Origin of the sequence: Chryseobacterium takakiae (assembly GCF_900129385.1) — a bacterium.
Lineage (GTDB): Bacteria > Bacteroidota > Bacteroidia > Flavobacteriales > Weeksellaceae > Chryseobacterium > Chryseobacterium takakiae.
Genome location: NZ_FQVO01000007.1, coordinates 1 through 15,654, shown reverse-complemented (window position 1 = coordinate 15,654; position 15,654 = coordinate 1). Strand labels below are relative to the sequence as shown.

At 37.4% G+C, this 15,654-nt stretch carries 13 protein-coding genes and 1 pseudogene; 4 read left to right on the top strand and 10 right to left on the bottom strand.

The window, feature by feature from the left end; translation table 11 throughout:
* Nucleotides 1-121: 121 nt before the first annotated feature.
* The 10 genes from tssD to tssO all read right to left on the bottom strand — a co-directional run bounded on the left by tssD (nt 122) and on the right by tssO (nt 11,530).
* A complete protein-coding gene (tssD, locus tag BUA76_RS10145) occupies nt 122-526 on the bottom strand; it encodes a type VI secretion system tube protein TssD (RefSeq protein WP_029296853.1) in 405 nt (134 codons plus the stop codon).
* A gap of 188 nt (nt 527-714) precedes the next feature.
* Nucleotides 715-1,677 (bottom strand): hypothetical protein, encoded by a 963-nt coding sequence (locus BUA76_RS10140; RefSeq protein ID WP_072884703.1) that lies wholly within the window; start codon nt 1,675-1,677, stop codon nt 715-717.
* A gap of 94 nt (nt 1,678-1,771) precedes the next feature.
* Entirely contained in the window at nt 1,772-2,302 is a 531-nt protein-coding gene (locus tag BUA76_RS10135; RefSeq protein ID WP_083573208.1) for a hypothetical protein, read from the bottom strand.
* Between the two features lie 302 nt (nt 2,303-2,604).
* Complete coding sequence (locus BUA76_RS10130; protein ID WP_072884702.1) at nt 2,605-3,267, bottom strand: hypothetical protein; 663 nt, start codon at nt 3,265-3,267, stop codon at nt 2,605-2,607.
* 13 nt (nt 3,268-3,280) lie between these two features.
* Entirely contained in the window at nt 3,281-6,427 is a 3,147-nt protein-coding gene (locus BUA76_RS10125; RefSeq protein ID WP_072884701.1) for a peptidoglycan DD-metalloendopeptidase family protein, read from the bottom strand.
* 24 nt (nt 6,428-6,451) lie between these two features.
* Nucleotides 6,452-6,955, bottom strand: a complete 504-nt coding sequence (locus tag BUA76_RS10120) for a DUF4280 domain-containing protein (RefSeq protein ID WP_072884700.1) — start codon at nt 6,953-6,955, stop codon at nt 6,452-6,454.
* A gap of 95 nt (nt 6,956-7,050) precedes the next feature.
* Nucleotides 7,051-9,450: a type VI secretion system protein TssR domain-containing protein gene (gene tssR, locus BUA76_RS10115; protein WP_072884699.1), complete on the bottom strand. Its 2,400-nt coding sequence runs from the start codon at nt 9,448-9,450 to the stop codon at nt 7,051-7,053.
* Between the two features lie 45 nt (nt 9,451-9,495).
* Entirely contained in the window at nt 9,496-10,401 is a 906-nt protein-coding gene (locus tag BUA76_RS10110; RefSeq protein ID WP_072884698.1) for a PKD domain-containing protein, read from the bottom strand.
* A 53-nt stretch (nt 10,402-10,454) separates the two neighbouring features.
* A complete protein-coding gene (locus tag BUA76_RS10105; protein ID WP_072884697.1) occupies nt 10,455-10,982 on the bottom strand; it encodes a type VI secretion system transmembrane protein TssO in 528 nt (175 codons plus the stop codon).
* A gap of 11 nt (nt 10,983-10,993) precedes the next feature.
* On the bottom strand, nt 10,994-11,530 hold the full coding sequence (gene tssO, locus BUA76_RS10100; protein WP_072884696.1) for a type VI secretion system TssO: 537 nt from the start codon (nt 11,528-11,530) through the stop codon (nt 10,994-10,996).
* Nucleotides 11,531-11,708: 178 nt separating this feature from the next.
* Here tssO and BUA76_RS10095 point away from each other — a divergent pair, with 178 nt between their 5' ends.
* The 4 genes and pseudogenes from BUA76_RS10095 to BUA76_RS19575 all read left to right on the top strand — a co-directional run.
* Nucleotides 11,709-12,380 (top strand): response regulator transcription factor, encoded by a 672-nt coding sequence (locus tag BUA76_RS10095; protein ID WP_072884695.1) that lies wholly within the window; start codon nt 11,709-11,711, stop codon nt 12,378-12,380.
* Nucleotides 12,381-12,520: 140 nt separating this feature from the next.
* Nucleotides 12,521-12,811, top strand: a complete 291-nt coding sequence (locus BUA76_RS10090; RefSeq protein WP_027388329.1) for an HU family DNA-binding protein — start codon at nt 12,521-12,523, stop codon at nt 12,809-12,811.
* 362 nt (nt 12,812-13,173) lie between these two features.
* On the top strand, nt 13,174-14,733 hold the full coding sequence (locus BUA76_RS10085) for an Rne/Rng family ribonuclease (protein ID WP_072884694.1): 1,560 nt from the start codon (nt 13,174-13,176) through the stop codon (nt 14,731-14,733).
* 427 nt (nt 14,734-15,160) lie between these two features.
* Nucleotides 15,161-15,274: pseudogene (locus tag BUA76_RS19575) on the top strand (IS982 family transposase); the annotation flags it as partial.
* Between the last annotated feature and the right edge of the window lie 380 nt (nt 15,275-15,654).

Sequence of the window (15,654 nt, the reverse complement as noted above, 5' to 3'; positions counted from 1 at the left end):
GTTTTTTTGAAAAAGCAGCAGTAATAATTTAATAAATAATACACGGCTGCTGGTAATGGTAAAAAAAGACCGCCTCGTGATGACAGTCTTTCCCCTTATGAATATTAAATTACGTTTGATTTTAGCTTGAAGGCCAAAGCCCTTCATACTTAGAATTTCCGTAATCAATTGTTTCTGCACTGATGATAAAGCTGATCAACATACTGTTTTCGTCTACCGCATCGAAATCCACTTCATGCTGGATCACATATCCGTTTTCCCAGTTTAATGTGATTAACGTTCCTTCTTCGTGAGATTTGTTGAAAGTGATTTCGCCTGTTGTAGGCTTGTATTTTCCGTTCAGTAAACTTTCCAGAATATCTGATTTTTCAGTTGCTTCTACAGTTACTTTGATGATTGCGTTGGAAGGATCTGAAGCTACTCTTCCCGATACGTCTGTGGATCTGGATACGCTGTAGTTCAGCTTTAATAATTTTTGACCTTCTCCTCCATTGAATTTAAGAATTCCTCTTGAATTTGCTGCCATGATGGTAAATTTTAATCGTTAATAATATTTTGTGATTCGGTGATTGTGTAACAAAGGTAGGAGGGTAAAATTTCTTAGAAAAGTTTTTTCACCACTATCTGATATTTTGTAGTAATACTACGACTTGATGTCGTAATTCTACGACAAATGATTTAACAAACCTTTAACATTGCCCCTGTTTATGAACCTTAGGATAATTCTGTGATGGTAAAGAAGCTGGTATTTTTAAATCCAAATTGAGAGATCTTGTAATATAGATCTATATTTTTAATTAAACCTGTTTTTGTATATAATGTATATTTTCCGGAAAATGCCATATCCCTTTCATGGTCTTCAGGATCCTGAAGTATTACAATTTCATTATCGTATTCCGGATTTTCAATTTTCTGCCGAAGAATGATGTCCGTATTTTCTTCTCCGACAGACTGCTGAAAAACTGATTTCCCGTTCACGAATGAATTTCTAACCGATGCAAAATAGTTTTTAATAAAGACATCATTTTTCATTCTTGCATTAAAAATATTTCTGTTCCGCACAGCCCTTTCAAATTCATCAAGATAAATCTCTGCGTATTTATCAGGGAAAAGATTAGACAAACGCTCCATAATTTTTCCAAAATGATCTACCGTCTGCCGGGTAAGCTGTATGGCCACCACATTTCCTTTAAGATCAGTTTTAATTTCCAGCGGGTTAAGCGAACGGATAGATTCTGAAGCCAGATCTGTCATCATATTTCCCTGTCCGTCTGAAAAATTATTTTTAAAAAGATGAAAGAGATGAAAGCCGTTTTCGTTGCGAATCCATTTTACGGAAACCGTGTAGGTAAGAACAGCATGCTTTTTTTCAAGCTCGTTTTCATATAATTCTTTATTAACCACAGCATATATTCTGCTGAAATTTTCCGGACTGAAAGGTATTTCAGGATTCAGTTTGGGGTTTTTAAAGGGAGCATCGTTAAGGCTGTTGTACTCTTGTACTTTATTAATGCCGGGAATAAGCAGTTTTTTTCCGGGAATGAGTGTATCGTGTATAAAATCTTCTCTTGCACAATAAGTATTGTGAAATTCTTTAAGGTATTTCGGGTTTTCAAGATGAATTTCTTCAGATATGCTTTCCAGTGTTTCTCCGGAAAGTATAAAATGAACGATCATATATTCTGTTTTTGGCTTACCACAATTTAGTGTAAAATTTTTATTTTACAAATAGTTTTTTGAAGTAATTGCTGTGGTAAAAGTACTGGAAATGTTATTTTATCCTGTTGAATTCAAGATATTTGTCGCCACATTGCGTAAAATGATCAAATTCATTCATAGAATTTCCGTAATTCTGGATAACGATTTTATCGCCCTGATAAAGACCTCCGATCTCCCCTATTTCAAGATTGGTTATTTCACCTGTTTTTTCATCGGTTTCTGCCGACACATTTCCTGCTGCAATGATTTTCTTTTTATCAAATATTTTGAATGTGGACTGTCCGCCCGTATTTTTAAACTCTATTGAAAATCTTCCGCCGTCACAGCTATTGGCAACAAAAATCCCGTCTACGTTTTTTTTAGACACCGGTATTGCTGCATTTTCTTTACGCTCATCTTCTCCGGCAGCAGAATCTGTCTTTTCCATTTTCTGATGCTGAACAGGTTTTGGATCTTCCTTTATCACGTTGGAAACAACTGAAGAATCTTTAGTATTTTTTGAATGTTGGCCTTCATTTTTTTTGCATGAAACCAAAGAAAACACAGCAACAAGGCCTATAACGGAAAAGTTTTTACTGATCATAAAAAGTTTTACTTATGTGATTGATAAATCAAAAATACATATTTTTCTGTATGAAAATATTTTATTTGAATGTGAGGCTAATTTTCTTTGACCGATTCTGATTAGCATTTCTTCTATTGATTTGAATTAAAGCTTTTTGCGTTTGCAATTTGAGTATTAAGAAGAAGTAAGGTTTTAAGAATAAGTAAGGAAAATATCTTAAGTGTTTTTAAGGGTTAATCTTAATATTCGTATTAATAGCTTTTCAAAAACAAAAAAGACCTTACACGATGCAGGTCTCTTTACTTTTTATAATGTAAGATTTATTTAATTTTTTTGTCTAAACATAAATAACTTCCTTCTGTTCTTAAATTCGCCAAAGGCTTTGAATATGCGGCAATTTTATCTTTTTTAAATTTCAGCACCAGATCTTTATCTTTCAATGCAACATTGATAAAATCTTTCATATCCGTATTTTCCGAATTGGCTCTCGGCTCTTTTACATAAAATTTGTCTACGAGATCTTCACCATCCAGAACTACTACATAATACCAGGCCGTACCGATATCTGCCTGTCCTTCAATGATCACAACCTCCATATTTTTATTGGCTGAAGACTGATAAGAATAGATGGTATAACCCGGTCCTTCGTAATTGATATCTGAAAAGTCTACATCCGTAATCGCAAAATCCTTTTTGGTAAGCATAAAGCTGTTATCGGTTTTATGGATAAGCTTTGTTGTTCCATGAACATAACAGTTTTCATAATCATCTTTTTTGAAAGGACTTACAATATCGAAAGAAATTTCACGATCTGCATTTTCCGGTGTTTTTTTACTGCTTTCGGCAACGTTGAGGTTGGCAGCCTGAACAACAGATGGCGCTGCCACGTGTTTTTGATCTGCCGCCGTCTGCCTGTTTTCTTTACAACTGAACAGGGTAAACCCGAACAGTAAGAGTGATATTTTAAAAAATGATTTATACATATTTTTCTTTACATTAAGATCTTGCGTCCTTTACAGCCTGCTGCGCCGGCTGATCGATTGCAGTAAGCCTTACAAAATAGGCTGGGTTGTATCTGTTCTGCAGGCCTGTTCCGTTTCCGGTGGCGTTCATAGCAACTTCAAAGTGCAGGTGCGGATTCGGAACCCCGCTTGCATTTCCGGAATCACCTGAATAGCAGATTGTTTCACCTGCCGTAACTTCTCCGCTGGTTTTTACTGCTGATTTTAAATGGGCATAACGAAGATAAAATTTATCAGCATTAATATCAAAACCTGATCCACTTTCTACTTCCGCCGTAAATTCGTGCGTATAATTTCTTTTGGCTTTTCTTAAATCTTCTCCACTGACTTCCAGAACGAGTACATTTCCGTATCCTGCACTTCCTTCATTTGTATAGCTCACAATTGTTCCGTCCAGACAGGCTTTGCAGGGAGTATCCACGTCTGCAAAAATATCCAGCCCCTGATGGTTTCTTGGAACAGCCTGACCGTTTACGATTCTTGTTCTTACCGGCCCGAAGGCTCCGTTTTGTTCCCTGTGTACACCGCTGGAATTATAATAAGTCCTTTGCGGATTGTCTATCGGGTCATGCCAAGTAGAATCGCCGCCTTCAACAGGAGAACACGAATTTACTTTGAATACGGTAATCCCTTTATCGAAATACGATTTGGCATCTCCCAATCCTGCCAGTCCGGGATTAACAAGCCTTCTTACTTTCTTCACGTTATCCAATGTAGAAACTTTTACCGTGTCTGCCGTTTTCCAGATTTCGTGTTTTTCCCAGAAAGCAATTGCGGTTAAAACAGCATACTTCGCTTCTTTTACTTTATCAGGATCTGCTTCGAGGTCTGTGTATTCATCAGGGAAAATTTCTTTGATATAATTGGCAGCACTTCTGTAATTTCCGCGGCCGGTAAGCTGTTTCAGCCCTCTTCCTCTGAAAAGGTAGCCATCGCCGCTGGCTTCATTCCCATTTCCGTTTCCAAAACCGTTTTCTGCGGCGTACATATAATTCATCAGTCGTCTCTGCGGATTTTCGCTGCAATAAGTTTCCAGCAGTCCGGCAGCATTGAGATTGGCAGCTCTTTGCCCGAAAATACTCAAACTTCGTGATTTTGAGTACCGGAATTTATCTGTTTCCACCATCCAGTCCGGGTTTATTCCTAATGTTTCGGCACCAACCTGCGCAAAGAAATGTGCTTTTCTAAGACACGTATTGATGTGTATTTCTTTACCCGAATCAAAGATGTATTTGTTCAGATTATCCACCACCTCCTGTCTGAAAGCTTTATGAGCCGGTAAAGAACCGTACAGCTCTTCAATTTGTTCAATGGTAATTTTCTCCGTACATCTAGGGCATTTTTTACCAATCTCGAAATAGGCTCCGTCTTTTTTCAGGAATTCGCCTTCATGCTTTTGTAAATTTCCTGTGCATTCGGCTTTTAGCCACAAATATTCGGTAACGCTTTTATAAACATCAAAGGTAATCTGCTCGTCTTTGTTGTACACTTCTTTGGTAAGTGCCTTTTCTATCGCCTCACTCTTTGCAAATTTTTTCTGTTCTGCCAGCTCGGCTTTTATTTTATTGATGATAATTCCTGCGATTCTTCTTTTTTGCTGTGCTGTTGCTGTATTATTTCCGTTTCCTCCGAATGTATATGTATGAGTTCCGTCTTTTATTCCCGTTAATTTTTCCTTCCACTCTTTCAGCGTATCATCGGATTGCGGGCGGAGTTTTATTTTAACTTTAGCGAGTCCGTTTTGTGCTATTGCTTTTAAGGTTGTTATTTCGGCTCCGTTTTCTTTCGCTTCCAATACAGGAAGATTGGCATCATTTTCAATTAATATCGCTTCCTTTTCTTTTATGTTTATGCTGACTTCTTTCCCATCAAGGAGCATGGTAGTTGCCACAACATATACTTCTTCTTCCAGCGGTGCATTATTTATTTTTACAAATACAGGTCCTAATTTATATAAAGCAAACGAAATCGTTTCGCCCTTTGCATAGGAGGTTTTGGTGAGCGCACTTTTTATGGTCTCAAATTTTGCGTATTTTTTATCCTTTTTTACGGCAGGGTCAACTTTGCCTTTAATAATCTGCGCGACAGTATCTTTGTTGATATTATTGTTGTTTGATGCAAATGTGTAGGTGTAATTGCCATCCGTTTCATCAGTTTCCTTTGTGAATTCTTCTTTTGCAAAATAGGCATCGAGAAGACTTTCAGCTTTGGGCTCCTCTACAACGCTTGTTGTTCTTCCTTCCGGTTGCTGAGGAGTTGGCTGCTGTTCCGGTTCTATTGTTCCGTTCGTTTGATTAGAAGCATCGGGTTGCGTTGCATCATTATCTTCCGCTCCGCTTTGTTGAGTTCTTGAAACCGGCTGTTGTTGTGAAGGCTGCGAAGGTCCGGAATTTTGCTGAGGCGAACCTGATTGCTGTGTCTGCTGAGCTGGTTCTCTATATTCCGGATTCTGAACTTCGACGTTATTGGTAGCATGCTTTCTGTTGCTGTAATATTCTACGGTAACATAAAATTCAAGTTTCTGAGGATCCGTTTCACCCTGAGCCGCCTTCTGCATTAAAGCTTTTGTTAAAACAAATTCGGCAGTTGCAGTTCCGGTTCTGTCGACAATAGCTTCACGGCTGTCTACAAAAAGATTACCGGCATTATGACCGTTTCCTGCAGCATCATCTTCCCAGAGCGTAAATACCAGCTTTTTTCCCGTAAGATTTATGCAAATCGCTTTTGCGATAAGCTTGTCGGTATAGCTGAACACCGTTCCCGGAGTATCATCTGCATAGCGGAGTTCCACTTTTGTAATTTCCGGTGTTCCTGCAAGCTGAGGAGTAATATCGATGGTTGTCGGACCGCTGCCTTCGGGTTCATGGAGATACGCTTCCAGGCGATAAGTATTTTTCGCGGCAACTTCACCGAAAGTAAAGCTTCCATCCCCTTTTTTTTTGATATTGGTTGTGGTAAAACTTCCGTTGGCTCTTTTTTTAAAAAGCTCCCAGGTTACAGCAGCGGGATTTCTCTCACCGGCGGGTGTCGAAGGATACCAGTCTGTAACGATATAGGTGGTTTTTTCCCCAATGGCAGGTGTTGGATTTCCTGAAATTTTTGAAACTCCTTTTTTAGACATAGAAAGCGTTTTTATAAGGATGAATTAATAAGCGTCAATTTCACTTTCCAGAACGGTTTCTTTATAGTCCTGCATGTTGACCAACGGATTAATATGCTGTACCGTTTTATTGTCGGCATTCTTTACACTCTTTTTGCTCATCTGCCCTCTTTGGCCATGATCTTTAATGGTTATTTTTCCACCAACGACACATTGCAGCTCCGATACTTCCGTAACGATTTTTTTATCCATGATCTTTACTTTATCATAGGTTTTCTGCCATTTTCCGGCAGGCGCATAAGAACAAGGAAGATTTCCTCCGGAGCTGGGCTTCAGCTTGCATTTTCCAAAACTAGGACCGGAAGGTGTAAATTGAAGATCATCTTCTGTAACGGCCAGAAAATCATTATTACCATCAGAGTCATTCCAGAAATGTTTCTGATGGGAAGTCACTTTATACTGAGGAAACTGATCACCCTGATTGCACTGGGCTTTACCTTTCTGTACGACGAAGTGCTTTCCGTCATGAGGAGATGATTGCTGTGACATAATATTTATGATTTGGGTAGCATCAAAGATAAAAAAAATTACATTAAAAAATAAAAAAAGCAGAATTAAATTCCGCTTTTTAATATTATAAGTTATTAATGTTTAGTATATTCGGGTTGCTCAGTAGGCTGCATGGTTGGCATAAAATATTCATTCAGCCAATAAAAAGTCTGTCCGTTCTGCTGGATTTTTACAGCCGGATCATTCCTGTGCGAAAGCATTCTTTCTGCCAGATCTTTATAATGACGGAAATAATTTCGGGCCGTTTCGTTGGTGACAATTTTAGATTTTTTCCAGCCTTTCAGCATGTATTTCGACATCAATTCTTCTTCTGAATTATCAAAACCAGTGCTTACCCCCACAGAATAAGCCATAGGTTGTTTGTAAAGATCGCCTTTATCCAGAAATTTTAAGGTTGGATTATATTTTTTCAGCAATTTTACATATTCCCTCACAGCTCTTGCCTGACTGAAATCTGCTCTTTCTGCTCCCGTTTTCTGATAGACTTCGGTATAGAATAATTTTAAATTATCATATTCGGTTTCAGAAATAAGAATTCCTTTTTCAAGTCCGGGTTTAAAGTCTTTAAGCTCTTTCGGAATATATCCTTTTACCAGGAACGGGTTTCCGTAATTGATAAGCTGTGCCGCAATACCTGCAGGAACCGGATTTGTAAGTCCGGGATAAAGATATTTGTACTTCAGGTCTACATCCGTTCTTCCGGCTCCAACCGATGAATGAAAATAATCATTTAAAGATTTATCCAACGTTGTATTATCCAAAGTTACCTGGGCGATAAGGCTGTCTACGGATTTTTTCAAATATCCCGGCGTTGCAATGTCTCCTTTTTTAGGGAAGATAACAAATCCCTGGGCCATACTTTGTTTAGGATAATCTAGTGAAAAGAAACCTTCATCCCCTTCTACAAGATTGAAATTATTTTTGGTTAAAACGTCATTCTGATTAATAATTTTCTGCTTCTTCAGTTCAGCAATATTTTTGGCGGTATTCGTGACTACATTCTCCGACATTAGTACAAAATCATTGTAGGTATCTGATGATCGTGCGCTTGTCTGGAACATGATGAGTCTTGCCTGGGCCTGTGTAAGAGAATTGATCACGCCGTACATGTTTCCGCTTTGTGCGGCTGAGGTTCCTACGGTAACAACAATATTAGTTTCGTCCGGAAAATTGGAGAGAAGATCTCCCGCAGCCATCAATCCTTCATTTACAGGCTGATATCCGCTGTTGCTGGCACAGTTCATTTCATTGCTTTTCTGATCAATGAAGGATGTGATCTTGCTATAATCTGTGTTTAACGGAGACACCGCCACATTGTCTCCGCAAGGATTATTTTTATACAACACCACACCATAACGTACCTGATTAAAATAAGAAGGTTTTTCAAATCTCAGCTGTAAATCCTGTAAAAGAGATTTCACAATTGGAGCATATGGAGCGTTCGGAGCACTGATATCAAGGGTAAATACAATATTGATTTTTTTATTTTTCTCGGTGATTTCTCTATACCTGTCAAAATAAATAGGTTCTCCTAATACATTGAATACATAATTTTTACTGTAATCCAGAATATTGGTGAAATATTTGGTTTTGGAATCCGGAGCAGGTGGTTCATTCAGCGGTAAATTTACCGGAAAAATATTCTCAAGCGGTGTTCTTTTATTAACATCGGTAAGCAGAACTGCAACACGATTTTCCGAATCATTTCCTCCCGGAGATCCTTCATGTATGCCTAAAGTAGTCTCCGTAATTCCGGTTGTATTTTTCATTTTAACGGCAGAACGCTCACCCCAGCTTGAAATTACGTTTGAGCTTACCCACCCGTAAAGGCTCGTTCCGATACTGTCTATATCAATACTAGGCTTTTTACCTACCAGAAATCGCTTGTTGTTTTCTGCCTGTTTATAAACATACACCATCTGTCCATTCGGAATTTTCACATCTGCCTGCTCGATAAGGCTTGGCGAATTGAACACCATGATGGAATCATTCTTATAATATCTTTCGGAATTTTTGATGACTTCAGTATTATTGGGTACCACTGCAACTTTTACTGGGAAGCCTGTTTTTTCGCTTTTCAGCGAACTGCTCCATAAAAGAAGATCAGATTCCGGAATCCAGCCGTAGGTTTTCACCTGTTTGGAGGATACTTTTTTCATTAAAGCATCGGGAATATATTCCGCTACTTTCACCATGCCATTTCTGTGCTTAAGGACCATGAGCGGCTCGAGAAATTTAACTTCTTTGTATGATTTTTCGTCACTTTTATCGAGATAGGCCGTATTTCTTGAACGGTCCGAAATGGCAATCCACGGAACTGCTTTTTTAGGAAAACCATTAACTACAGAAGAATTATCTACCTGCCCGTAATGTGAAGGTTCAGGCGTTCTTTTGGACGGCAATTTTACCTGACAGGCTGTCAGCAATACTGATAATCCGATATAATATGCTGCTAGAGGAAGTTTATTTTTCATCCTTTTTATATTTTATGATTGGTGTGATGCCCTGAAAAGGCGTGGTTATTTGCTTTGGTTAATGTCAACTTTTGTAACGCAGTTCTGCGCATCGTCAAAATTTACTTTAACGGTCTGAATGATATTGTTTTTATCAAACTGAAGTCCTGCACAATACATATAAAAATTATTAACCTTGCTGTCATTTACCTTTACAACTGTATTTTCGTTGTTACACAGGTAGGTCCTCAACAGGTAATTGTAATGCATGTTGAAGCTGTTTCCGTAGGCTATCTGCTGAAGATGGTATTTAAAATCATTATCAATTTTAGCATAACTGTCTTCCACGCTTACTTCTTCTTCCAGTGCATCGTAAGCAGGCAAAATTTTAATCTGGTGAAGCACAGGCTCTGCTGTTTCATCTGTAATAAGGCTTACCACATAATCGCCCGGCTTTTGATAAGAATAGATTGCCAATTTGTCTTTGGAATCAATTCTTCCGGTTTCCCCAAACTTCCAGGTGAACTGTTTCCCGTCTGAAATAGCACGGAACTGCACGTTTTCAAACTGCATAGCCTGCGATGGAGCATCAATAAGTGTTACCGTTTTTACACTGTCCTTTTTAGGTACTGTCCTTGCAGAGACGATGATGGGAAAAGATTTGGAATATTTATTATCAATAATTAAGGTTACCTGATAATATCCCGGCTTGTTATAAAAGTGGATGCCTTGGTTTTTATTGCTGGTAGTACCGTCCCCGAAATTCCATAATTTGGTTTTGGCGAACTGTGTTTTGTCCTCAAATGAAAGGGTATCTCCCACTTTCAGGGTAGATGGATATACAACCCCGACAATATCGTCTGAGGAATGTATCACTTTCTTCTGCAGCCATAATGCCACCAGCGCAGCTATTAACAATGTTGCTATAACACCGATAATAATGTTTTTCTTGTTTTTCTGAAAGTAATTCATAGTTAATGATTGTGATGTGTATTGTGCTTTAGTGTATTTTTTGGTGTTTGTGTTTACTGGGATCTCGATTGTAAAGCGGTTTCTCGCTGAAAGAGTTGGCTTCTCTTTTCTTTAAACCCTATGGAACATTCATCAAACTGCTTTTCAAAGTTTTTAATATTCTCCGTTTTGCTGGAAATAATTTTTTTGTCGTTGAAATACATTTTATAAAACTTTGCGATCTGCGGATATGCCTCTTTTCTGATATCGTTGATATTTTCTCCGTTTTGATAATATCCGGCCACATCGTTGATTCCGTACATGATATTATTTTCCACAAAAGGCTGTGGAGCTTCATCCGTAAGTTTATTAATCATAGAAAATGTACTGTCCATCACTTTGAAAGATGACTTCTGCTTCTGATCGAATTTGGCCTTTTCTTCAAGCATCTGTATAGAAACTATATCGTTATCTGAAAACGGAGACTGAAAAGCCCGTAAGAAAATGATTCCCATAAAAATAAGTGCCGCAAAAAGCATTAAGATTAAATATAAAAACTGATAATGCCTTTCTTTTTTTGATAATGTGATTTGTCCTTGCATAGTGTTCGTTTTTATCTTCTTCGCCTCATTCCTGAAAATTTTCTGGTTGGGTCTACTTTAAGTTCATTGTTGATGATTCCGATCTTTCCTTTACATTCATTGAGATTCCTCAAAGCTACCTGTTCTTGGTAGGAAACATCAATAATCTGTTTCTTTAAGGCCAGCATAGGCTCGATCTGCTTCATGAGAATGGAATAATGCTTAAAATGATCAGCACTGTCTTTATCCATGGCATTTCTTGCATTACGCACATCTTCCATGATTGCATTTCTCAGAAAAATATCATTTTGCACCCTGTTAATATCCAGTTGATCCATGCGGTAAAATATACTGTCTACATGATCTTTAAGAAGATTGCTTCTGGTAAGAAGGAAGCGGTAGTCGTCTGCTTCTTTTTTAATACCCTGCCTCTGGATGTCGTAGCTTTTAAAAAAGAAAAAGACACAGATGAAGGAAACACCTGATAGAACGATAAACGATAGAATAAATTTCCAAATGCCTATCCTGACGTCTGCTTTGTTTAATTTTTTCTCCCGGTTCGAAGACATATGTTTGTGATTTGTTTGGTCTGGTGAAATTATAAAAAAATAATTTATTCACAAAATTTACGAATTTTAATGAAATAATATTAATTTTTTAATTAAATTAAGTTTAATTTTCACTTTCAGCTAATTTTCCTAATTTAGTAATCTGATTATAATCATCATTCACCAAATCGATATTAACGTGAGCAAATTATTAACAAAAACTGTGCGGTTTTCCATAGCAGACAGTGATTTTTATTTTAAAAAGATCCTGATTAAAATGCTTACCGAAAACCCATTCTATATAATTCTTAACGACTGCAATAATGGCCATGAGCTGATCAGCAGAAATTACAGAAGACAGGAAGACGTATTTATTGTAGAACTATTTATGCCGGTACTCAGCGGGCTTGAAGCGATAAAATATATCCGTAAAAGCAATACAGAAACGCCCATCATCACTTATTCCGGGACTTACCAGGAAGATATGGCGGAAATTCTTTCCAAAATTCCCAATTTGTATTACTGCCAGAAAAAAAGCAATATCATTAAAGATATTATCAAAGGGAAAGTAACCGGCGAAAACTTTGATTATGAATCATACAGCAAACAATGGGAGCAGCAGCCCCTGGCTGTGATGGAGTACATGGAACGACAGAAAAAAAGCCAGGAAGAACTTTCGCCAACGGAAATCCAGCTTATGAAATTCTGCTATGAAGGCTTCAGCAATAAAGAAATTGCTGAAAAGCTGAACCTCAGTACCAGAACAATTGATACTTACATCAACCGCCTTACGGAAAAACTGGGACTGAAGACAAAACTTCACCTTATCCGCTTCTGTGTAGAGAACGGATACTATAATTCCAGTATGTAATGGTGATTTAACAGTCCATTCATAATAAGTAAACAGTCAGTTTTCAATCGCTTACCGAAAAATATTTTGCCACTAATTTGCTAATATTCAATTTTTTTAACTAAATTTGCACACCTAAAATTTAAAATTAAAATAAGGAAATGACAAAGGCAGAATTGGTAAACACCATCTCAAATAAGTTGGGAACCGAAAAGAATGAAACACAGAAAGTTGTAGAAGCTTTTATGCAAGAAATCAGAACTTCTATGTATAATGGAGATAATGTTTATTTGAGAGGTTTTGGATCTTTTATCATTAAAACAAGAGCAGCTAAGACAGGAAGAAACATCTCCAAGAACACTGCAATTGAAATCCCTGCACATAACATTCCTGCTTTCAAGCCATCAAAATCTTTTGTGGAGAAAGTAAAAACGAAAGTTACCGTAAAATAAAGAATTAACTGAATATTAACTAGTTACTAAAAAATTATAATTATGCCAAGCGGAAAGAAAAGAAAAAGACACAAGGTTGCAACTCACAAAAGAAAAAAGAGAAGAAGAGCAAACAGACATAAGAAAAAATAATCTCATTTCCTGAGATTTAAATATATAATATAGTTGGTGATTTTAAATTTTTAAAGGTTCACCGACTATATTTTGTTTTTGCAACTATTAAGATGCGATAATCAGGATTATATATTTTTATTAAAAAAAATACGGATCATTCAATACTAATTCTTAATTTAAGGATAAATTTATATGATGAAATATACGCCTGTTTTCTACCTTCTTAACAATTTTTATCTTACAATAAAATGAAGAAAGAACTAATCGTTTCGCATGAAGATGATCTAACGAAGATTGCACTGCTGGAAGACGGAAGACTATGTGAACTTCATGAGCAAGAGGACAAAAGTGACTTTATAGTTGGAGATTTGTTTATCGGGAAAGTTAAAAAGCTGGCTCCCAACCTGAACGCTGCGTTTGTAAATATCGGCTATGAAAAGGATGCTTTTCTTCATTACCAGGATCTGGGTCCGCAATATCTTACTTACAGAAAATTTCTAAGGGATACAATTTCCAAAAAGCAAAGCACATCAAGCTTAAAAAATTTCGAGATACAACCCGAAATAGATAAAAACGGAACTGTAGATAAAGTCATCGCCAAAGATGACGTAATTTTGCTTCAGATTACCAAAGAGCCCATCTCTACAAAAGGGCCGAGAATATCCACCCAGATTTCGCTTACAGGCCGCTTTCTGGTGCTCATCCCTTTTGATAATAAAGTATCTATTTCAAAAAAAGTTAAAAGCTCTGAAGAAAAGGAAAGGCTGAGAACCCTTATCGAAAGTATTAAGCCTGAAGGTTTTGGGGTAATCATCAGAACAGTTGCCGAAGGAAAAAAAGTTGCTGATCTGCATAATGATATGAATCAGCTGATCCAGAAATGGGAAACTGCTTTTAAAAATATCCAGAAAAACAAGGTTCCGTCAAGAGTCCTGAGTGAAGATGATAAAGCTTCAGCAATATTAAGAGACAATTTTAACCAGGATTTTGTAAGCATCACCTGTGATGACGAACAAATGGTGGGTGAAATGAAAAATTACCTCGAGGTTATAGCTCCTGAAAGAAAGAATATTGTCCATTTCTATGATTCCCATATTCCTCTTCTGGAATATTACAATGTAGAAAAACAGCTTAAGCAAAGTTTTGGAAAACACGTTAACATTCCAAGCTCAAAAGGTGCGTATCTTGTCATAGAACATACAGAAGCCCTTCATGTGGTTGATGTAAACTCCGGAAACAATATTACTACCGGAACAGCCGTGAATAAAGAACATGCACTGAAAGTCAACAAAATGGCTGCCACCGAAATCGCCCGGCAACTCCGTCTTCGTGATATGGGAGGAATTATCGTAATCGATTTCATCGACATGACAAACCCGGAACACAGAAGAGATCTTTATGAACATCTCAAGGAAGAAATGAAACGTGACAAAGCACGACATAAAATACTTCCACCAAGCAAATTCGGCCTTATTCAAATTACCCGACAAAGAAACCGTCCGGAAAAACAGATTGAGACCAAAGAAGAAAACCCCAATAAAGACGGAGAAATCGTTGCTCCGATCGTTATTGTCGAACGAATGGGAGAAACCCTCAGAACCATCATGCAAAAGGAAAAAGGCAAGCTTTACCTGCATGTACATCCATTTGTGGAAGCTTACCTTACCAAAGGCTTTAACAGCATCCAGATGAAATGGTTCATGAAATACAAAAAATGGGTTATCGTCGTTCCAAGAGACTCATTTAAATATTTAGAATACAGAATTTACAATTCAAAAAAGGAAGAATTGATAGGATATTCTAATTAAATAAAAATTTACAGCCTTCGGTTTTATGCCGGAGGTTTTTTTATTGTAATAATGCATAAACATATTAACGATAAAACCTTCAATTTTGGCACTTTAACGCATTACAATCATTTATTATTTTCAAGGTCTGATAGTGCAATAATATCTTGTTCAAGGAGCTTTCTCTCGCTATCCACTCATACTCCTCGCGCCGGGGTTTTTCCGGGCATAATCCCCTTCTTTTCATCTCCTGCTGCGGGGTAACCGTTTCTATCGAGGCTAGGAGGAAGTGAAAAAGTGAGAAGTAAGAAGTGAGAAGTAAGAAGTAAGAAGTAAGAAGAAAAGTGAGAGGTGAGAGGTAAGAGGTAAAGTTTTAGGTCGTGAAGAAGAGGTATGAGTGATAGAGGAAAGATATTGACAGGGTGTTCCTGTATGCTGCCTGAATTTAAATAATAAAATGAACATTTTGGGTGTACTAACTGCTCATTGCTTCTTTACCAAAAAACCGTCACTTAACCTGAAAACAGTAAAAGACGGTCAATTATTTTTAAATTTTGCTTAAACCGAACTCAGGTTAAATAATAAAGTCCTGGACTCCCAATCTGATCGTAAATATTTTAAATATCAAAACATCAAACGCTGAATATTCAATCTTAATTTAAACCCTAACGTTAAGTCTTAAACTCTAAACCCTGAACTTAAACCCTGAAACTTTAAACCCTGAACGTTAAACGTACACCTGAATATCCTTCTTACTTCTTACCTCTCACCTCTCACCTCTCACCTCTTACTTCTCACTTCTCACTTCTCACTTCTCACCTTTTACGTCTCCCTTACGGTAGCAAGCAAAAAAACCTCACACATTGCTGTATGAGGTTTAAAAAAAAACTGGCGGCGACCTACTCTCCCGCGTTAGCAGTACCATCGGCGCTGGTGGGCTTA